25 protein-coding genes are annotated in these 18,136 nt (G+C 48.2%); 3 read left to right on the top strand and 22 right to left on the bottom strand.

Features of this window, described 5'->3' with window-relative positions:
* Positions 1 to 172: 172 nt before the first annotated feature.
* Positions 173 to 802 (bottom strand): TetR/AcrR family transcriptional regulator, encoded by a 630-nt coding sequence (locus KJW29_RS06990; RefSeq protein ID WP_214629232.1) that lies wholly within the window; start codon positions 800 to 802, stop codon positions 173 to 175.
* Between the two features lie 360 nt (positions 803 to 1,162).
* Between KJW29_RS06990 and KJW29_RS36445 the strand changes: the two genes are divergently transcribed.
* Positions 1,163 to 1,297, top strand: coding sequence for a hypothetical protein (locus tag KJW29_RS36445; protein ID WP_256975607.1), 135 nt, complete (start codon positions 1,163 to 1,165; stop codon positions 1,295 to 1,297).
* 426 nt (positions 1,298 to 1,723) lie between these two features.
* Positions 1,724 to 2,113: a YkvA family protein gene (locus KJW29_RS06985; protein ID WP_214629231.1), complete on the top strand. Its 390-nt coding sequence runs from the start codon at positions 1,724 to 1,726 to the stop codon at positions 2,111 to 2,113.
* A 183-nt stretch (positions 2,114 to 2,296) separates the two neighbouring features.
* Here the strand turns inward: KJW29_RS06985 and KJW29_RS06980 are convergent, their stop codons facing one another.
* The 10 genes from KJW29_RS06980 to KJW29_RS06935 form a co-directional block, all read right to left on the bottom strand.
* Positions 2,297 to 2,446 (bottom strand): DUF2199 domain-containing protein, encoded by a 150-nt coding sequence (locus tag KJW29_RS06980; RefSeq protein WP_425517552.1) that lies wholly within the window; start codon positions 2,444 to 2,446, stop codon positions 2,297 to 2,299.
* Positions 2,447 to 2,501: 55 nt separating this feature from the next.
* A complete protein-coding gene (locus KJW29_RS06975) occupies positions 2,502 to 3,044 on the bottom strand; it encodes a hypothetical protein (protein WP_214629230.1) in 543 nt (180 codons plus the stop codon).
* A gap of 187 nt (positions 3,045 to 3,231) precedes the next feature.
* The gene (locus KJW29_RS06970; RefSeq protein WP_214629229.1) at positions 3,232 to 3,654 is read right to left on the bottom strand and encodes a VOC family protein; all 423 of its coding nucleotides are present in this window, start codon (positions 3,652 to 3,654) and stop codon (positions 3,232 to 3,234) included.
* Between the two features lie 194 nt (positions 3,655 to 3,848).
* Positions 3,849 to 5,069 (bottom strand): leucine-rich repeat domain-containing protein, encoded by a 1,221-nt coding sequence (locus KJW29_RS06965; RefSeq protein ID WP_214629228.1) that lies wholly within the window; start codon positions 5,067 to 5,069, stop codon positions 3,849 to 3,851.
* A gap of 359 nt (positions 5,070 to 5,428) precedes the next feature.
* Positions 5,429 to 5,860, bottom strand: a complete 432-nt coding sequence (locus KJW29_RS06960; protein ID WP_246608621.1) for a hypothetical protein — start codon at positions 5,858 to 5,860, stop codon at positions 5,429 to 5,431.
* Between the two features lie 257 nt (positions 5,861 to 6,117).
* On the bottom strand, positions 6,118 to 6,876 hold the full coding sequence (locus KJW29_RS06955) for an ABC transporter permease (RefSeq protein WP_214629227.1): 759 nt from the start codon (positions 6,874 to 6,876) through the stop codon (positions 6,118 to 6,120).
* Between the two features lies 1 nt (position 6,877).
* Entirely contained in the window at positions 6,878 to 7,636 is a 759-nt protein-coding gene (locus KJW29_RS06950) for an ABC transporter ATP-binding protein (RefSeq protein ID WP_214629226.1), read from the bottom strand.
* 13 nt (positions 7,637 to 7,649) lie between these two features.
* On the bottom strand, positions 7,650 to 7,997 hold the full coding sequence (locus KJW29_RS06945) for a DUF1048 domain-containing protein (protein WP_214629225.1): 348 nt from the start codon (positions 7,995 to 7,997) through the stop codon (positions 7,650 to 7,652).
* A gap of 9 nt (positions 7,998 to 8,006) precedes the next feature.
* The gene (locus KJW29_RS06940; protein WP_214629224.1) at positions 8,007 to 8,354 is read right to left on the bottom strand and encodes a DUF1048 domain-containing protein; all 348 of its coding nucleotides are present in this window, start codon (positions 8,352 to 8,354) and stop codon (positions 8,007 to 8,009) included.
* A complete protein-coding gene (locus KJW29_RS06935) occupies positions 8,351 to 8,659 on the bottom strand; it encodes a PadR family transcriptional regulator (protein ID WP_281426337.1) in 309 nt (102 codons plus the stop codon). Before KJW29_RS06935 ends, KJW29_RS06940 begins: the two co-directional genes overlap by 4 nt.
* Before the next feature lie 226 nt (positions 8,660 to 8,885).
* Here KJW29_RS06935 and KJW29_RS06930 point away from each other — a divergent pair, with 226 nt between their 5' ends.
* Complete coding sequence (locus KJW29_RS06930; protein ID WP_214629223.1) at positions 8,886 to 9,632, top strand: EcsC family protein; 747 nt, start codon at positions 8,886 to 8,888, stop codon at positions 9,630 to 9,632.
* 23 nt (positions 9,633 to 9,655) lie between these two features.
* Here the strand turns inward: KJW29_RS06930 and KJW29_RS06925 are convergent, their stop codons facing one another.
* The 11 genes from KJW29_RS06925 to KJW29_RS06875 all read right to left on the bottom strand — a co-directional run bounded on the left by KJW29_RS06925 (position 9,656) and on the right by KJW29_RS06875 (position 18,048).
* A complete protein-coding gene (locus KJW29_RS06925; protein WP_214629222.1) occupies positions 9,656 to 10,369 on the bottom strand; it encodes a hypothetical protein in 714 nt (237 codons plus the stop codon).
* 96 nt (positions 10,370 to 10,465) lie between these two features.
* Positions 10,466 to 11,506, bottom strand: coding sequence for an FUSC family protein (locus KJW29_RS06920; RefSeq protein WP_214629221.1), 1,041 nt, complete (start codon positions 11,504 to 11,506; stop codon positions 10,466 to 10,468).
* Entirely contained in the window at positions 11,503 to 12,378 is an 876-nt protein-coding gene (locus KJW29_RS06915; RefSeq protein ID WP_246608620.1) for a nucleotidyltransferase domain-containing protein, read from the bottom strand. The genes KJW29_RS06920 and KJW29_RS06915 overlap by 4 nt, the downstream gene beginning before the upstream one ends.
* 63 nt (positions 12,379 to 12,441) lie before the next feature.
* On the bottom strand, positions 12,442 to 12,831 hold the full coding sequence (locus tag KJW29_RS06910; protein WP_246608813.1) for a zinc ribbon domain-containing protein: 390 nt from the start codon (positions 12,829 to 12,831) through the stop codon (positions 12,442 to 12,444).
* A 76-nt stretch (positions 12,832 to 12,907) separates the two neighbouring features.
* On the bottom strand, positions 12,908 to 13,375 hold the full coding sequence (locus tag KJW29_RS06905) for a hypothetical protein (RefSeq protein WP_214629220.1): 468 nt from the start codon (positions 13,373 to 13,375) through the stop codon (positions 12,908 to 12,910).
* Between the two features lie 185 nt (positions 13,376 to 13,560).
* A complete protein-coding gene (locus tag KJW29_RS06900) occupies positions 13,561 to 14,217 on the bottom strand; it encodes a peptidoglycan recognition protein family protein (protein WP_214629219.1) in 657 nt (218 codons plus the stop codon).
* Positions 14,218 to 14,290: 73 nt separating this feature from the next.
* On the bottom strand, positions 14,291 to 15,061 hold the full coding sequence (locus KJW29_RS06895) for a glucosaminidase domain-containing protein (RefSeq protein ID WP_214629218.1): 771 nt from the start codon (positions 15,059 to 15,061) through the stop codon (positions 14,291 to 14,293).
* Between the two features lie 332 nt (positions 15,062 to 15,393).
* A complete protein-coding gene (locus KJW29_RS06890) occupies positions 15,394 to 16,206 on the bottom strand; it encodes a TatD family hydrolase (protein ID WP_343222755.1) in 813 nt (270 codons plus the stop codon).
* Positions 16,190 to 16,963, bottom strand: coding sequence for an ABC transporter ATP-binding protein (locus tag KJW29_RS06885; protein ID WP_214629217.1), 774 nt, complete (start codon positions 16,961 to 16,963; stop codon positions 16,190 to 16,192). Before KJW29_RS06885 ends, KJW29_RS06890 begins: the two co-directional genes overlap by 17 nt.
* On the bottom strand, positions 16,953 to 17,756 hold the full coding sequence (locus KJW29_RS06880) for an ABC transporter permease (protein WP_214629216.1): 804 nt from the start codon (positions 17,754 to 17,756) through the stop codon (positions 16,953 to 16,955). The genes KJW29_RS06885 and KJW29_RS06880 overlap by 11 nt, the downstream gene beginning before the upstream one ends.
* On the bottom strand, positions 17,746 to 18,048 hold the full coding sequence (locus tag KJW29_RS06875; RefSeq protein WP_214629215.1) for a thiamine-binding protein: 303 nt from the start codon (positions 18,046 to 18,048) through the stop codon (positions 17,746 to 17,748). Before KJW29_RS06875 ends, KJW29_RS06880 begins: the two co-directional genes overlap by 11 nt.
* Positions 18,049 to 18,136 lie beyond the last annotated feature (88 nt).

Below are 18,136 nucleotides of genomic sequence, written 5' to 3'. Positions count from 1 at the left end.
CAAAATTGCTTCAATACGTATTTTATCAGCACAATCTTCGCAACAAAAAATCTTAACCTTTCTTTCCTTAGCTTGTTTATATTTTAGTGAACCTTCGTATACCCTGAATGTTTTCTTACAATTATAGCAAAGTACATCGTAGTAAAACATCGGTAACCCCCTTGGTGACACATCACTTTTTAGTTGATATATCGAAGATTGTAACCAATTCTCTCGTATATTCCAGAACATCTAAATCAGGCTTTCTCATTAATTCCATAGTAAACCCGTCAATGGCATTTCTAATTGTTAACGCCATCACCCTTGCCGATGGTTTGGTAAATTCCCGAAAAAACCCTTCATGCACTCCTAGGGCGAGAATATTTTCAATTGGAAGTAAAATAGCTTTATCATGGTCTGCTGCAAACTGGAGTTTACCTTCAGCAGTTATCTTTTTAGAGCCCAATTCTATAACAGCGAAAACATGCTGCCGATTTTCAGCTACAAATGCAAGATTGGATTCAATATACACTCGAAGCATTTCTTTAGGAGATTTTTGAACTTCTATTCGTGGAGCAATGTAGGATTGCCAAGCAATATAGTATTCGATAGCTATTTGCTCCAATAATTCCTCTTTATTTGCAAAGTGATAAGAGATGACCCCCTTACTGATTTTCGCACGTTTTGCAATCTCTCCTAAAGAGGCTTGAGCGTAACCTAGTTCTGCGATTGTCTCAATCGCACATTCCACAATTTGAGCTCTACGAGCTTTTTCGATGAACGACATTTGTTTTTGGTTAGTTGGTATATTTTTTTTACTCATGTTTTTATTTTAGTACGTCCGTACTAAAAAATCAAACAAAAAACCATTTAGGTGAATATGATCTAAATGGTTATTGAACCCTTTTTATAGAACTAACTTGCCCGTTAACGTAATGAAGCTGCAGGTCAGTCCCGGCAGCTTCATTTTCGTCATTTATTCAACTATTGTCTAATCTAACCCCCTCCTCTACCCACGAAATATCTCTATGGGCGCTTGCACTAGTTTATCTTTCACAAAACCACAACTCATCGCCATCCATGCTTATAATCCCTCCTTCGGCCGCCGCTGGCTGCGGGAGCGTCTGATTATTGTATAAATGGGCATATTAGACTGAGTAATTAATTTAAGGAGGATCCGTTAATGCCCAACGAAAAAGATAAAGAATCGCTGGAGAGTGAAACAAAAGTCGAAAATGATACGCCGCTTATTAAGCCTGGTTTTGATTACATTTGGGGCAGCGATCAAGACGATTTAGTTGAGGACAAGGAGGAGTAACTTCCTCCAAGTCCCTCAATGTTGATGGACATAATCGTCGACTTCGACACATTACTCCTTATTGGTGAAGGAGATTAAACTTACGTGCAGGGCTGTTTAACGCAACAAGCCCTTCTAATAACTCGTATAGAAAGCAACCATGCTTTCGCAGAGGAGGTAATAAATGAAGAACCAATTAAAAAGTAAAGTCACCGTTATTTTAATAATAATATCTTGTTGTATCCTCTTACTTTTAATTTGGTGGTTATATAATGCGGTGATGAATACTCCAAATTCAATGGATCCATGATTCTATAGTTCATTTGACCGCCTTATGTGGCGGTTTTTTTATTCCTCTCTGTCGCAATATGGATCGTACTGCGCAATATTTCGTTTGTTTACCTCTGTATTTTTCTAATTTATAATATTGAAAAATGGAGGTTAACAATGGATACCTTAAAGAAACTTAGAAGCTTTGCACGGAAATTAAAAAATAATCTCTTTGTACTTTACCTATCTTACAAAGATCCGCGAACTCCTTTGTTTGCCAAGATAGTAGCAATCTGTGTGGTAGCCTATGCTTTCAGCCCAATAGATTTAATCCCTGATTTTATACCCGTTTTGGGGTACCTTGATGACCTTATTCTTGTTCCGCTTGGCATCGCTTTAGCACTAAAGCTAGTCCCCTCTCAAATCATAGAAGATAGTAGGGTTAGGGCCCAAGAAATGAAAAAGAACGGTAAGCCAAAAAATTGGTTTGTCGGTACTCTATTCATCACAGTTTGGATTTTATTTGCTATCTGGATAGGAAAACTAATATATAACTGGCTTTCTTGATATCAATTGCTGCACAATATGGATCAAATGCGACATAAAACCTTCACTCATCTTGTTCAACTAAACTCCGTTACTTCAACGAACAACGTCTACCGATCGCATGCCGTTGCCGTCATGTTATGGTGCTAAAGTTTCCCGTTAGGTATAAATCATCGCTCATGTTATTTACACATAGCATTTCAGCTATTTGTTGAACACGTTTGATAGTATTTCCATCTCTTTGTTCAACCGCCAGCGGTGGTCTGTCGGTTCCATTTCTATATATGGTCTAAGACCATCTGCCCTGAGGTGAACCCTTGCCTTTAAGTTTAGCGTATCAGGATAGCAAGGCAGAGCAGTGGAGGATGATTAGAAAACCAATAAAAATCGTTTTGTCGTTTCCATTGTGTTACTGATATTTGTAGCTAGTCAACACGAATGTTGGTTGTTCGGTTGTGCCTTCTTGCAGCCTCATGATGTCAAAAAATTTGTCGACATAAAAACGTTGGACAGAGCTACCTTCCAAACCCAGCTTAACAATGTGGTGTTGGAATATACGGCCATCGACATAGTACCATGTCAGTCCAGTCTCACTGTCCTCCTGATAGTCGCCTAACCGCAACCTTAAACTCGCTTTCTCCACATTAGTCGTAGACGAAAATGAAGATGGCGTTTCGCTCACTTCGGTCCAATCTTCATTCACTCGCAGAGTTCTGCCTAGTGAGTCTACATACAAGCCTCCATTGCTCGCAGTTAGCTTATATGGGGTCGAAACGGCCACCTCGTCTACGATTTCCAGCTCATCATTGAGCTTTAGAACACGCGAGCCTTCTGTATCGGCTACAATCCATGCTTCTTCCTGGCGGATGAAGTCTCTCCCCGTATTCCCTCCGAAACCTTCGGAAATCGATATTGAAACGAATACGGGCATTTCGCCTATTTCCGTCAGCACGCCTGCTGCAGCTGTTTCATTGAACTAAAGTTCCCTTTAACTCAATCGTTCTTGTTTAAAAATACAAGAAAATCATTCCATGCTTTTGTCGCCAATTTAAAACGTTCCGACTCTAACTGCGTGTATAATATTAGTTCCCCCCCTGTCTGCGGTGTCTTCATTAAACTCCCGGTATCCGTCACTTGAGTCAAGTAATATTGTATTTTTCTTTAAAGTCTACAGACAACTCGCTCCAAACATCATATTTATTTCCATCCAGGTCTGTAATAATAAAGTTCCTTCCAGTGTGCCCTCTGTCTTCAATCGCTCCAACCGTTACTCCCTTGTCTTGTAAATCTTCGTGTAGTTGTATTAACGCATCAATCCCGTTAACTTCAAATGTAAACAGAAACATGAGGCCGTCATTTATTGTATTAAAATTAGCAAGAGTACCTTTCTCACTTTGTATCAAAATAAAACTTTGTTGAGCCAGATTAAGAATTACATGGTTATTCCCTTCATCCATATAACTCAATTCAGCCCCTAAATGAGTACAAAACCACTCCGCGGACAATTTAGGATTTGTTACCGGTAAATATATAGTACCTACTCTCATAAGCTTTGATGACATATGGAGTTCTCCTTTGATTGGAATAATAATAATTCACACTTTTCCTTTTGTTTTCTACCGAAAAAATCCATCTTATTTATTCCATTAACCTGCCCTTTCGCACAACGAGGCTGCCGATCCATGCCGGCAGCCTCGTTCTGGTTGTTTATTGAACTATAGTACCCGTTAGTTAACGGACTCATTTGTATCACCCATCAATATGTTTCATACACAAGTGTGTCGTCGAGTTGAAATGTTTTCTGAAAGACAGCGTAGATGAACAGCTGTCCTGCCGGCGTTTCCCCTGCATCGTAACCAAATCGAATGGTACCAAGTTCCTCGAACACCAGCTCAGACAACGCTAGAGAGCTGACATCCTCATCGGGATGAGTATTTGCAATGAGTGTCAATGCTTGATCATGCATCGTCGCCATGTTGTCCCACGTTTTCTTTATGACCGGTGACAGCCGTTTCATTTCCGCCTTTGTGCGCACTGCTACTGTAACGTGAATGTCGGTTCCGTGAAACGGCAGTGTCAACCTGTAGTCTGACATCGACACATCATAGGTAAATGTCCCGAATCCTTTTACGGTATGGTCCGGTTCCTGAATCAGGTTGTTGGCGTAATCCAGCCGTTCGAGCTTTGGAGCCTCGCTTGTGTCCAGTACCGCAATCTTGTTATCCGAGCAATACACTTCGACCAGCTCAGGGTGGTTCAGTTCCAGCTTCGACAGATGGTTTTGAAAACAGCGCAAGCTTTTCAGCCTCAGATTTCCGCTGATGTCCAATTCGGTCAAATGATTACCGTTGCACCGCAGTTCCAGTAAATTTTCACAGTTCGTCACCCGCAGTTGGATCAAATGGTTGCTGCCGCAGTCCAGCTTCTCCAGCATCGAGTGATGGTCCAACTCCAAGGTAAACAAGGCGTTATAGCCGCACTGCAGATGGCGCAGCAGCGGATTGCGCTCCAATTCAAGCTTGGACAAGATGTTCCAGTAACAAATCAACTCCGTCAGCATAGGGTTGTGGCTCACGTCGAGATTGCGGATCCGGTTGAATCCGCAATCCAACGATTCCAGCGCTGCATTCGCCGACAGTTCTAGCGCCAAAATCGCATTAGAATTGCAGTGCAGCCGCTTTAGCGCGGAATTGTGGCTAGTATTGAGCGCATACAACTCATTGCCGTTGCATTCCAAGTCCACCAAACGCGTGTTGCGGCTAATATCCAGCTCAGTCAACTTATTGTATGCGCAATTCAGGACCTCCAGCGACGTAAAATGCTCCAGTCCGTTCAGGCTTGCGATGTCTTTGTGCGAGATTTGCAGTTCGACAATCCCTTCCACATCACTTGTTTGAATCGAATCCCGGCCGCCGCAATACGTTTCCAATAGGAACGTCCGGAACTGTTCATCAATAAAATCGTGGGTAATATTCATCTGTCCTACTCCTTCCAGTAATCGGTCCAAGCTACTTTAAACCGGCAGAAGACATATGCACCACCATCAAAACTCCCAAATGTTTCGCTGGTCCATGATGACACGCAAGCCGCTCTCTACCTGCACATGGTGCCTGATACTGCATCATCATTCGGGATTCCAGAAACAAGCGATTTTCCGAGCATATAGCAAACCCTATTAACTCATGATTTTAATAATGATATCCCGATAATATTGTTTACCGTATTCATTGTTAGACTCTTCTACTTTTTTATTAAAATATTCGATGACCTCATTTTTATATGTTTCCGGAATTTTTTCTAAGTACAAATCCATTATCGTTTCAAAAGAACTATCGGCTATTTTTTGGGTGACATTTTTTTAATATTCATAAAATATTCCCATTTTTCATCATAACTTTCGAAATGTTTAAATCTAGGCAAAAATAACGCGACATAAGGTCCTATGTTGCTCTTATTTGAATTTTCCAGCATGAATTCGTAAATTCCCTTCGTTTCCGGAAGATCATATCTCTGAATCATATTCCCAATTGCTGAAACAAGTAGAACTACAAGTTTAGTAACATCCTTATTCTTATTATAGATATCAAGAAGGGTTTGAGAAAACTTCGGATCATTAAATAAATCTTGATAATAAATGGAAACCTCTAACCTGGGCGTTTTCTCAAACTCTTTTAGAGCAAGAAACAGCTCTCCATCACTCAATTTATGCCAATCAGACACTTTCTCTTTTAATAGTCTGATTTTTTCAATATTTTTTTTAGTGTCCATATTGTTCTATCATCACCATTTTCCTTAGACCTTCCAATTATCTCTTGTGTTCTGTGAATGTGGATTAGTAGGAAATTCCATAACAATAGACGCACATAATAATCAGTTTGTTGCGGTAACCTGTCCGTTTGTGTAATATCAAGATCTTTTTCTAATGGCAAAGGCAAAACGGCGGCAGAATTTTATATGTTGTCCCCTGCGAGTCCGGCTGCGTCAAAGATTCGCAGGGTATATTTGTGTTTTTTTTGGAGAGCAGCTCAAGATTTCCGCTTGTATGCGCGAACCGCAAGTAGATACGCGACGATGAATATCCCGAAGCACCACGCAAGAGCGACCCAGATATCGTTGCCTGTCGGTTGACTAGACAATAGAGCTCGGATGGTTTCTACGATAGAGGTCACCGGCTGGTTTTCGGCAAAGGCGCGCACGACTGACGGCATTGTTTCGGTCGGCACAAAGGCCGAACTGATAAACGGCAGGAAGATAAGCGGATAGGAAAACACGCTTGCGCCTTCCACCGAAGTTGCGGACAGTCCTGCAATCGCCGCGACCCATGTCAAAGCCAGAGTAAAGAGCAAGAGTATGCCCGCTACGGCAAGCCAAGACAATATCCCCGCCGACGAGCGAAATCCCATCATAAACGCTACGAGTATGATGACGAAAACGGATATGGCGTTGGATACCACCGAGGTCAGCACATGCCCCCACAACACGGCGGAACGCGAAATCGGCATGGAGTGGAACCGCTCGATTATGCCACGTTGCTTATCTAAAAACAGGCGGTACGCCGTATAGGATATACCGCTCGCAATCGCAATTAGCAGTATACCGGGCAACAGGTAGTTGACATAGTTTTCGGTACCGCTCTGTATTGCACCGCCAAACACATAGACGAACAGCAGCATCATTGCAATCGGAGTGATGCAAACCGTGAAGATGGTGTCCAAGCTTCGCAAAATATGGCGCATAGAGCGTCCAAACATTACGCTCATGTCGCTGAAAAAATGCTCATTCATGTTAATGCCCCTCCTTTTTACCAATGATAGCGAGAAATATCTCTTCTAATGTAGGTTGTTTTTCCACGTACTCCGTCTTTGCGGGCGGGAACAGCTTTTTCAGCTCCTCAAGCGTGCCGCATGCAATAATCCTGCCTTTATGCAAAATAGCAATTCTATCGGCAAGCTGTTCGGCCTCATCGAGATACTGAGTGGTCAAAAATACCGTTGTACCGCCGCCCGACAGCTCCTTAATAACCTTCCAAGCCTCAATGCGCGCCTCCGGGTCCAGGCCTGTGGTCGGCTCGTCGAGGAAAATGAGCTGAGGTTTTCCGATCAGGCTCATGGCAATATCGAGCCTTCGGCACATTCCGCCCGAATAGGTGGATACCTTGCGGTCGGCGGCGTCGATCAAGTCAAAGCGATTCAATAATTCATCCGAGACATGACGCGGATTTTCTAAGTGTCGCAGCTTGGCGATCATGATCAGATTTTCCCTCCCGGTCAACATTTCGTCCACGGCGGCAAATTGTCCGGTCAGACTGATCGCATTCCGCACATTTTCCGGTTTTGACGCGACGTCAAATCCGTTGATGGCGGCGGTGCCTCCATCCGGTTTGAGCAGCGTGGTGAGAATTTTGACAATCGTCGTCTTGCCCGCGCCGTTGGAACCAAGCAAGGCGAAAATCTCACCTTGCTTTACGTCAAAATCGACACCCTCCAGGACTGCTTTGTCCTTAAAAGACTTTCGAAGACCTTTCACTTCAATTGTTTTATTCATCCCGACTCCCCTTTTACTTTTTATCCGTTACCTTTTTTAGGGCTTTATTTACTTCTTGATTAACAGATTCTTGGTAGATGTCAGCATAAGTTTTTGAATCTTTGATCAGATCGTCGCAGAAAGCCGCTACGTCACTGCCCGTCACTTCGAGCACGCCTTTATCCAAAGCCGCGCCCTCTTTAAAAAGATCGACTATCCCCGAGAGCAAATCCGTCCCTTCCGTTAGCTCGACAGGGCCTACCTTAAAGAGATATTTTTGAATCTCTTTATATACAATTTGATAATCCCGCGGGAGCGCTTTGACACGCGCCATGTGCGCTCGCCACTCTTTTTTACCCTGGATGATATCTTGTATTCTCATGTTCTCCTCCTATTTGCCTAATTTTTTAGCGATATTATTGTTGAGTTGCTTGCGCCACTTGTCGCGATAAGACTTTGCCCCTTCTTCGCCGGCCAGAGCCGAACAAAAGCCTTTGATATCATCACCCAAAACCTCTTGAATACTCTGTCCGTCCGCCGCCGTTTCTTCGAGCAGGCCAAGCACACCGTCAAGGATTGGCATGAGGTTGCGACCGGTGAAATCGGAGTATCGCCAAAGATTGGCATTAATTTCAGCCCATGCTGCCTGATAATCTGCTGGCAGCTTTTTGGCGCGCGATTCAAATTTTTTCAATTCTTTCGTCATGTCGCTGCCGGTGATTTTTTCCCAAAAATTCATTGTTTCCCCTCCTTCAACTCATTAATCTTTGATGAAACGAACTCCCATTTCTCCCAGATCCTCTGCAGTTCCTCGCGCCCAGCATCGTTGATCGCGAAAAACTTTCGCGGCGGTCCCATATCGGAAGGTTTCTTGGTGATCTCCACCAGCTTGTTTTTTTCAAGCCGGATCAGGATGGTGTAAACCGTTCCCTCCACAACATCCGTGAAGCCGAGGGCGTTCAGCCGCCGCGTGATTTCATAACCGTAGGTTTCTTTGCGGCTTATAATTTCAAGGACACAGCCCTCAAGCACCCCTTTAAGCATTTCCGTTAGATTTTCCAGACCAATCACTCCTTGCTATTCTGTATCACTGGTATGAAGTGTTACTTACTACTGCTATAAAGTAACACGTAGTAGTTGATTTGTCAATAACATTATAAGCCTCAACCATCCACGACTTTCGTCCGGTTCCGCCACCTGCTGCAGTCCGTTCCTAATTATGCCGATTTCCGTTACAATGGAGTTATGTCTTTTGAAGGAGCGATCGTTCATGAATTACGAACAGAAAGTGATCAACGAAATTATCGAGTGGGAGCGCCGGCTATTTAAACCTCCAGGCTGGCTGGAAAAAACCTCAAAAACGATCGGAACTCGAATCAACAACCTGATTCCTCCTAAAGTTCACAATATTATTACAACAACCATTAGGTCGATTGTGCGCACGGCGCTGTTCGGCGCTGAATATACACCTCAAAGGCCCGTACAACGGTCATCCGATCTGGAACTTGCCGATCAAGACGCCCAACAATTGTTTTCGTTATACCAAAAAATCGCGGTAGCCGAAGGCGCCGGCACGGGAGCTGGCGGCATTTTTCTAAACGTTGTGGATTTCCCCGCGCTAATCGCGATCAAGATGAAATACTTGTTCGAACTAGCACATGTATACGGCTATGATACTAAACATTTTTCGGAACGCGTCTTCGTTCTAAAGGTTTTCCAGTTGACGTTCTCCGGGCCAGAACAACGCGCTAGACTGTTGGACTCCATCAAACGTTGGGACGTGGAGAAGCTGCAATGGCATTCGGATGCCGATTACTCCAAAAACATGGACTGGGAAACGTTCCAGAAGGAATACCGCGATGCTATCGACTTCCGGAAAATGCTGCAGATGGTTCCGGGTATTGGCGCGGTAGCCGGTGCTTGGGCCAATTACACCATCCTCGAGGAGCTGCGTGAATCCGCGACGAACGCATATCGCATTCGAAAATTGAGAGAGGCTGCCCCTATCGAGGGGTAGCCTCTCTTCTCCTTGTGGGTGCTTTATTTAACGGCAGCCATTATGCTTGGAATGCTGTCGGAATCACTTTGATCTTCAACCGTCTGACTGGCAATGATCTCGCCCTTTTCATCCAACGCTTCAATTGTATAAGGTGTGGAGGCTGCTTTCGGAAGCACCGCATACCACAATCGCTGTTCCCTTCCGTAGTCAACAATCTTGGCTGCTTTCTCGCCGCCCCCTTCACCTTCTATAATTACCTTCACTTCTGATACACTTGGGTTGACAATTTCTCCGAATACAATTGGGAAAGGGCCTTTTATACCTTTATTGCTGGGCATGCTCATATAATTTAAGAGATGCGTATCAAGATGAACGGAAATTCCATAACCTCCGCCCATCTCCCATTTCCAGGCGCCTATCCATGTTTCACGTACGAATTCAAGCTGTAGACTTGTTCTTCCCTTTTCTTTGAAACCTTCGAGAAATAACAGCGCGCCTCCGTTCAAAAATTCCTTGTGAACAACTGTTTTGTTAGAATCACGAAACTTCTGTACGGCTTCCTCCGGTGTCCTCCCTACGGGGATCCTTATTGTTTCCTTCAAGCCCGTGGCTCGCGAATATCTCCAATCGGCCAACCCACCAGGTTTTTCGTAGATATAAACCATCGATGCCATAAGAAATAGAGCCACTATTGCTGCAATCGGCCCAATAAACCATAAACGTCTCGAAAATTTCAGCTTACGTATGTCACTCACTTCCTCTCTTGGCATTCTAGATTTAAAAAAGAAAAAGGCAACTGAAATTTACAGCTGCCTCCTTGTCCGTCTTATTTCGGGTTGTTCAGTCGAATTTTATTCCAACAAAGCGGACGACTCTTCGTCATCGTGTCCCTTGCGCTCCACGAGACGATCGGATCGAATCGTCTGATGACCGTATTCGTAGATCGATGCGGCTACAATGAACAGGCGGTGTGCGCTTTCTCTGCTGTCGTCGCTGTCTGAGGTCGCCTCCTTCATAAACGCATTGTTCTCTTCTTCGATGGATTCGGCCTTCCAGCTTTCCGGCTTGACTTTTTCCTCGAACTTAAGAAGAACGTATTCGTTAAACTTGATCAAGCTCTCCAAATGCCGGTCATATCTCCGATTGATCTCCTTGGTTCGCTCTGATTGAAAATAGTGTTCCTGTACGGTTTCGAGCACCTCATAGCCCTTCTGCAAATTGTGCAGCAATTGCTTATAGACGACTACCTGCCGCGTCTGTCGATACTTTACCCGCTTCAGCTTTTTGAGCTCCTCTTCCAGCAGCTTGTACTTGTCCGTCAGCGCTTGCAGTCCGTCCGCCAGCTCCTGTTTCTGTTCCCGAAATACTTTCTCCTTAATCTCGTCGGATATAGCAGTTCGGAGCAGCAAAGAGAGCTGGTTGAATACCCGATGGATCTGCTTCGTAAATTGTTCTCTTGGATCCGGCGGCACGAAAATAATATTAACCAGGAAAGCCGCTACGATGCCGATCAGGCTGAGCAGGAAGCGATTGAGCGCGAACTCCCAGTCGCCGGATGCTTCCATCACGCTGACGACCGTTACGAGCGTCAAGCCGATGGACTCCGACATTTTTAATTTCATGCAAATCATGATCACAAGTATGCAGACAACGCCAATCGCTATGGGCTCGTTCGAAAAATAGGTGCCTGCGAGCAACGCGATGATGGCGCCGAGCGTGTTCGCCTGAACCTGCTGAAGGAAATATCGCCAAGATCGATAGATCGTCGGCTGCAGCGCGAAAATAGCCGCGACCGCCGCGATAACATGCGGAGTAAATTCGAGCCACATACTGACGTACAGCGCCAGCGTGACCGCAATTCCCGTTTTCAACATACGAGCTCCGAAAGTCATGAAGCACCTCCAGCCCGACGAATCCAACCATCCGTTTCGCGGATCAAATCTCCCGCTGTCGCCATCGCTTTGTCCAAGTCGGCCGGTTTTTCCGTAATCAGACTAATAACTTCATTTACTCGTTCCGCATAGGCATGTGGTGCGAGTGGGAAGGAATCGACGATGGCTGCCGCTCCTTTTTCGTTCATCCAATACGTTTCGTTAATGGCAAACAACACTTGATTTAAGCAGGATATCGTCCGATAAAGTTGTCCAGCCACGTATGATAAATCCTTTTTGTAAATCCCTTTCCCGGCCCCCTCGTACGAGAAGCCCGCTTCCCACCAAAACCGCCGAACGATCCCTTCCCGCATCTTGCTTGGATATGGAACCGTCTTCGCCTTCATTGCCCCGATGGCTCCATACGGATCCCATAAAATATTGCACAATGCCGCTTCCGCCGCATAAACGGCATTAACGAAACCATGCGGATGGCCCGGTTGGTATTCGATCATTATATCTCCGGCGATGCATTGCTCCAAGACAGTCGATACTTGGCCAATGTCGCGATAGAGGAAATCGACAGGCTGGCCATCAATCTTAAGCCAACCTCCGCCGTTAATCCACGGCCCCCATTCGCCGATCTCCGTAATGATATCTTCCCGCCGCTCGTCGTCTAGAATAGATGCAACTCGCCGAATCCCGGTAATATCGAGCCCTTCGCCGCCTTCATAATAGATGCCAATATCGATGTCGGACAGCGCGTGTCCTGTGCCTCTTGCCCTTGATCCGCCAAGCACGATCGCCTTTACGCCGTCGACTTGTCGAAGTTGGTCCGTAATTCGGATTATTGTTTCTTGCGCCGCCAATTCTCTCTCTCCGTTTCCATCCATCTTGTCGATCCTTAGTGTATCATATTACGGCACAATGATCACTCCGAACGCGACCGAAAGGAATTACAACACATCCAGAAAAGTTCCGAATGCTCCAGCCTGACGGCCCCTCAGCACGCTGGGATCATAAATCTCGACTGAAGCGCAGCGCAGACATGACACGAACAGATAATGGTGATGCTGAATATCCAACAGCTTGCTTAGACCCGCTCCCGTCATAGCCACTTCGGCAGCTTTACATTCATTGTGTCCGCATTTGGCGCAAACAAAGTTGTTTTCGATGGCGTGGATTTCGTTTATATCATCCTCATACTCATCCGCCTTTTGTGGTTCCCCTTCGCCAAACATACCGCTCTCTTTTTCCTCCAAATGTTCGGGCAACACTTCATGCTTGCATTCCGGACAAATATCACCGCTAAGCCGAACCTCGTTTCCGCACCATGGACATGTCACTTCCAACTTCCCCGCCTCCTTTGGTTTGTTTGACGACAATACTGCTTTCGTATTCCCTTTATTCTATCTATACGTTCTACTGACACCACAACTTCTGCATCTCCGCGTCGTACTTCTTTTGCGAAAAACTCATTGCGGCTACCTTGTTCAGCCATTCCACCCGATTACCAATAAGCTCGTAATCTGCCGTTAACTCCTCAGCCGTCGTTTGGTCGATTCCGATTCTGTGCCAATAGACTGTCGTCCCATCCATTTCCACGTCTGCGATCAGCAACGTACACCAGACATCGCAATCGTCAGGACACATTAGAAGCGGCAGACGTACGAATGCTTTTGAGGAGCGATGTCTGCTTAAAACAAAGGCCGAATCTTTCTCGTGCGATACCCAGTCCACGATTGTTGGAACTAAACCTTCAAAGTTGTTTTCGGGATATAGGCGAAGTAAATAGATATCGAGAGGAATGCCGTCAATGACAATACACTCATGCTCGAAGTCGCAATACTTGCTGGTCATCTTTACGACTTCTATTTTGTTTGATTCCATAGTCACCAGCTCCCTGTATTCTATGTATCCATATTAGCATATTTTGGATGAAGGGCAGTACAGTAGTATCACCGCATGACAATTATTACGCAGAAACGAATGATTTAAAACCAGCGATTAAAGAAGCGGCAAGCCCCAGGCCTGCCGCCACATTACTATTGCTGCTATTTGCTTGACTGTTCGCGTCAACCCGGCTCCGGATTCTGGCCGCTGACGCGGCGCAGCTCGTTGGCAAGGCGGTTAAACTCCGCTCTCGCTTGAGGATCAGTTGTCGCCATATAGGCGGCGCTCAGAAACCGGATGATGTTATTGGCATCCTTCGGATCCAGCATCTCCTCTTCCTCCTCCTGCAATAAGGTATTGACCTGGGCAACAAAGCTGTCCCAGCCGCCCCAGCCCCCGTCTTGATTCATCTTTCTCGGACAATTTTTGCCGCTCCAGTCGTAGTGGCGGCGCAAGCGGTCCGTCCCCCAGCCTCGTTCTTTGAGCATGGAAGCGGTTAAAGCGGCGGCATTGGCTAACGTAGCGCTATAATTGCCGCTTTCGGTTATTTCGATGGAGATCGATGTCCGATTGCCGCTGGTTGCAGAGTTGCCATCCCCCGCATGCCAGGCGACCTCGGTGAGCGGAATACATTCGATCGCTTCCTTCTGGTCGATCACAATATGATAAGAGGCTGTTGCCGAATTAGACGGATTCGTCAGCCAGTTTCTTTCGTTCCTTGCGGTGCTGGAAGAGTTGGCCGTATTGTGGATCGTGATCGTAGTTGCGTTCAGCGGCAAGCCGGGACGTCTATTGTTCGGCGTCGATCTTGGGATGTGGTCTACGATATACGTATACAACAGGATATCCTCCTCTCTCTCGTCCGACGTCCTATAGCATATGCCGGAACGCCGTTAAGGGGGAGGGCGATTGTTATCCCAGCAAGACGACTCTCGCTCTGGGATCCCATTCGATCGGCACGCCAAGCAGCATGGCAAGCTCCCTGGCTTTGACGTAACCAACCGACATCGACAGTCTCGAAGTCAGCTCCACGCCGTTGATGGTCACCGCCGTGCCCGTCCAGCCCACTATTGCTCCTAAAGCTTCTGCGATTTTTCGCGCCGGCACCCATGTTACCCCTTTTGTTAAATAGCCCGTGCCGATGACTCCGCCCTGCCAAGTGACGGGAATGATCGACGCGTCTTCGAATCCTCGTACCATGGTCTGTGGCGCAGCCGGCACATCATATCTTCTCAGACCGTATTGCTCAATGATTCGCATCAGCTTCGTCGCGTAAGCCGGGTCAGTCGCATAACCGCTAGCCAAAAGCATGGAAGCCTGACGTTCCGGCGTGTTCGCGGAGCGCACTCTTTCGTACCGCGGAGCTTCCAGGAACAAATCCAGATCCTTGTAAAAATGATAGAGGCTTTTGTAAGCCCGGAACGCAGCCTGCATGCTTACCGTCTTGCCATCGATATACTCCCAAGTGCCTTTGACGACCGCCTGTCCCTGCCAATAAGGATTGATAGGACTGCCACCGACCTTGATTCCGCCCAGATTGTTCCAGGCATGGATCTCCCCGCCGGATTCCAGCAAACTCTGCGCCATTCGAACCGATGGAAACATCCTGGACCCTTCCGACCATACGAGCTGAACCGTAGGCGCAATTGCCGCAAAAAACTGCTCTCTTGTCATTTTTGCCATTGCTTTACCTCCTTTGGCTGCTACGCTCTCTCTAACTGTGTATGCGCCGGCTTGGCAAATGGAAACGGCTCCCCGTCCTGTTGGACGAAGAGCCGTCATCATAAGAGGTTGTTCAAAAAGTCCGCTTCCCATCACGAAGTATACCAAGAAGCTTGCTCGACATCGAATATTGAATTCAGGCGAAACTAAGCGAATGCTTACGAAGTATGTTTCCTCCGGAAACATTGCAGGTGCTCACGTAGCTTCCACTACGCTCCGCTCCTCAGTTTCTACCTTCATCCAATCTTCTCGGTGCTGAAAACCAGACTTTTTGAACACGCACATAAAGCTACTTACAAGTTATAAAATTTCTTGCTTTGTAAAAACAGTCCGCGCGCAGCCTCTTCGGACGCGATCCCTTTAACCCTTGCAATGCCGAGCACGGACTCCCGAGCCATCTCGGGCACGGTTGCTCTCCCGCTAAAGGGGCCTTCGAAAGGCCATGGTCCGTCGGTCTCCGCCATCATAAGCTCCACGGGATAACGACGAACGACCTCGATGATTTCGTCCTCGTAAGCAATGTCCGGCGTAACGGAAATGTAATACCCCGCCTCCGCCATCCGTCTCATCGTATCCGGGCTGCCCTTGAACCAGTGAAAATGTGCCTTCCGCACGCCGTATTGCTCAAGCAGCGAACAGGCTTTGTCGGCGTCCTCGTAGACGGCATGAAGCACGATCGGACGATCCAGCTCCGCGGCGAGGGCGACGAAACTCTCAAGCAGCAACAAATACGGCGTCTCGTCAAAAGGCTCACTCGCCTCCTCGGCTTCCGTCCGCTTGTAATACGGCAAGCCGACTTCGCCAATCGCAAATGCCTCGCCCGCCGCATGCCGCTCCCTTATCCAGGTCAGCAGTTCCTCTCTCTCCAGCTCGGAAGGCGCCTCCTGCTCCGGATGGAAGCCATAAGCGGGATGGACACGCCCGCGATGGCGGAGCGCCAACTCGCGCGTTCGGATCGAGGAAGCCAGATCCATCGATACGGCGACGACCGTCTCCACGCCTTGGCTAAACGCTTCCGCCAGCAGCTCCTCCTGCTTTTCGGGGGGATAAAGGTCGACATGAAGGTGAGCGTCCACAACGGGAAAGCTATCAGACATGATCATCATGATCATCCACCGCCTTTCCGTCGCCCTGCAGATGTCCGTAGATGCGGGCCTTCAATTCATTAAATCTGGGGTCGGTCCACAGAGCCTCCCGGCGCGGCCGCTCAAACGGCACGACAATCTCGTCTACCGCGGATGCAGGCGATGCTGACAAAACGATAATCCGGTCGGAAAGGTAAAGCGCCTCTTCGATGCTGTGCGTGACGAGCAGTACCGACTTGCGATGCGTCTCCCAGATCGACAGGAGCCACTTCTGCATGTGAAGCCGCGTCAAAGCATCAAGCGCTCCGAAGGGTTCGTCGAGCAGCATCAGCGTACGCGGCGACAAAAGCGCGCGTAAAAACGAGACGCGCTGCTGCATTCCGCCGGACAGCACATGCGGGTAAGCTCTCGCATACTCCGCTAGCCCCACGCGAGAGAGCCATTCCTTCGTCATGGCCTTCGCCGTCCCTTTGTCGATGCCGGCGATCTTAAGCGCCATCTCGATATTGCCGGAGACGGATCGCCACGGAAGCAGGGCGGCTTGCTGCGGCATATAAGCAACATGGCCGCGCTCGCCGGTCGTGTTGCGGCCCCCGATGCGGATCTCGCCCGCATCCGGTTGCCGAAGCCCGCCGATAACGCCGAACAGCGTTGTTTTGCCGCTGCCTGATGGGCCGATCAGCGAGACGAACTCCCCGTCCTCCACTCGCAAGGTCAGGTCGCGCAGCACTTCCTTCGTCCCGAAGCTTATGCCAACGCCATTTACGTCAAGCTTCATACCGCTCTCCCCCTTCCCTGACCGGCGGACGCCAGCGAATGACTATTCGTTCCGCCCACGTTACGAGTCCGAACATGACCATGCTTACGATAATGATCAGAATAACGGCGGCGAACGCCCGCTCCGGCATAAAGCCGCGAGAGGACAGAACCATAAAACCTCCGAGGCCAAGCTTCGGGGCCAGCATGTCGGCGATGACCGCCCCTAACATGCTGTACGTCGCGGCAATCTTGAGGCCGGAGAACAGATGAACGGCGGCGCTGGGAAGCTCCAGCTTCCAGAACAGCTCCGCCTTGCCCGCTCCGATCATGCGCATATAATGACGCAGTCCGGCATCCGCGCTGGCAAGACCCGACAGCATGGCGACCGATACGGGAAAGAAGCAGACGAGCATGACGAGCAGCGTCTTGGGCAGCGTGCCATAGCCGAACAACATCGTCAGGATGGGTCCCAAAATGACGACGGGCACGTTCTGAGACAGGATGAGCAGCGGGTAGACGCCTCTGCGCACTCCCGGCAGCAGATGCAGCAAAGCGGCGAGCGCAAAGCCCGCCGCCGAACCGCCCGTAAAGCCCAGCATCATTAGCTTGAGCGTCGCCCACGTATGCGCCATGAGGCGCGGCCAGATCTCGATCGCCTCCAGCACAACCGCCGACGGAGCCGGGATGCGCCAGGCATCCACGATTCCCAGCGAGGCGGATGCCTGCCATAGCGCGATCAGAGAGCCCAGCGCAAGCGCGGGCGGCCATAGCTTGGCCCACGCTCCCGTTCCGGACTTTTTCCTACTGGCCATCCGGGTATTTCTCCAGCAGTCGGCCCATGGAGGCACCATTATCCGGATTGTAATAGATTTTAATCTGGGAAATGACCGAAGCGCAGCCCATCTCCGTCATCGCTTCGTTCATTCGCTGCACGATGTTCAGCAGCTCGGACAGCTCCCCCTCCATCGTCGTCTCCAGCGGAGCCACCCGATAAGGTACGCCCGACTCCTTAATGATATCGATAGCGCGATCCACGAAAGGAAGGACGCTTGCCCCTCCCGGCGTGCTCGGCAATATCTGAATGCTTACCAGCGCGTTTGCCATCTGTTTGTTCCCCTCTCCGAAGTTAGCTTCAATCCGACCGGAGCATCCGCTCCATTGGCCGATCCGTCCTTATATGCCTGACTACCAC

The organism is Paenibacillus agaridevorans (genome assembly GCF_018604145.1).
Taxonomy (GTDB): Bacteria; Bacillota; Bacilli; order Paenibacillales; family Paenibacillaceae; genus Pristimantibacillus; species Pristimantibacillus agaridevorans.
Note: the sequence above shows the minus strand (reverse complement) of the source record. Positions and strands in the feature narration are given on the sequence as shown.

Excerpts from the sequence above, each read along its gene's own strand:
- KJW29_RS36445 (WP_256975607.1), top strand. The coding sequence starts at position 1,163 with ATGCCCAACGAAAAAGATAAAGAATCGCTGGAGAGTGAAACAAAAGTC.
- KJW29_RS06935 (WP_281426337.1), bottom strand. The coding sequence starts at position 8,659 with ATGCTTAAAGGGGTGCTTGAGGGCTGTGTCCTTGAAATTATAAGCCGC.
- KJW29_RS06945 (WP_214629225.1), bottom strand. The coding sequence starts at position 7,997 with ATGAGAATACAAGATATCATCCAGGGTAAAAAAGAGTGGCGAGCGCAC.
- KJW29_RS06895 (WP_214629218.1), bottom strand. The coding sequence starts at position 15,061 with ATGGCAAAAATGACAAGAGAGCAGTTTTTTGCGGCAATTGCGCCTACG.
- KJW29_RS06960 (WP_246608621.1), bottom strand. The coding sequence starts at position 5,860 with ATGGACACTAAAAAAAATATTGAAAAAATCAGACTATTAAAAGAGAAA.
- KJW29_RS06890 (WP_343222755.1), bottom strand. The coding sequence starts at position 16,206 with ATGATGATCATGTCTGATAGCTTTCCCGTTGTGGACGCTCACCTTCAT.
- KJW29_RS06940 (WP_214629224.1), bottom strand. The coding sequence starts at position 8,354 with ATGAATTTTTGGGAAAAAATCACCGGCAGCGACATGACGAAAGAATTG.
- KJW29_RS06920 (WP_214629221.1), bottom strand. The coding sequence starts at position 11,506 with ATGACTTTCGGAGCTCGTATGTTGAAAACGGGAATTGCGGTCACGCTG.
- KJW29_RS06880 (WP_214629216.1), bottom strand. The coding sequence starts at position 17,756 with ATGGCCAGTAGGAAAAAGTCCGGAACGGGAGCGTGGGCCAAGCTATGG.
- KJW29_RS06915 (WP_246608620.1), bottom strand. The coding sequence starts at position 12,378 with ATGGATGGAAACGGAGAGAGAGAATTGGCGGCGCAAGAAACAATAATC.
- KJW29_RS06965 (WP_214629228.1), bottom strand. The coding sequence starts at position 5,069 with ATGAATATTACCCACGATTTTATTGATGAACAGTTCCGGACGTTCCTA.
- KJW29_RS06905 (WP_214629220.1), bottom strand. The coding sequence starts at position 13,375 with ATGGAATCAAACAAAATAGAAGTCGTAAAGATGACCAGCAAGTATTGC.
- KJW29_RS06990 (WP_214629232.1), bottom strand. The coding sequence starts at position 802 with ATGAGTAAAAAAAATATACCAACTAACCAAAAACAAATGTCGTTCATC.
- KJW29_RS06985 (WP_214629231.1), top strand. The coding sequence starts at position 1,724 with ATGGATACCTTAAAGAAACTTAGAAGCTTTGCACGGAAATTAAAAAAT.
- KJW29_RS06885 (WP_214629217.1), bottom strand. The coding sequence starts at position 16,963 with ATGAAGCTTGACGTAAATGGCGTTGGCATAAGCTTCGGGACGAAGGAA.
- KJW29_RS06930 (WP_214629223.1), top strand. The coding sequence starts at position 8,886 with ATGAATTACGAACAGAAAGTGATCAACGAAATTATCGAGTGGGAGCGC.
- KJW29_RS06970 (WP_214629229.1), bottom strand. The coding sequence starts at position 3,654 with ATGTCATCAAAGCTTATGAGAGTAGGTACTATATATTTACCGGTAACA.
- KJW29_RS06875 (WP_214629215.1), bottom strand. The coding sequence starts at position 18,048 with ATGGCAAACGCGCTGGTAAGCATTCAGATATTGCCGAGCACGCCGGGA.
- KJW29_RS06955 (WP_214629227.1), bottom strand. The coding sequence starts at position 6,876 with ATGAATGAGCATTTTTTCAGCGACATGAGCGTAATGTTTGGACGCTCT.
- KJW29_RS06950 (WP_214629226.1), bottom strand. The coding sequence starts at position 7,636 with ATGAATAAAACAATTGAAGTGAAAGGTCTTCGAAAGTCTTTTAAGGAC.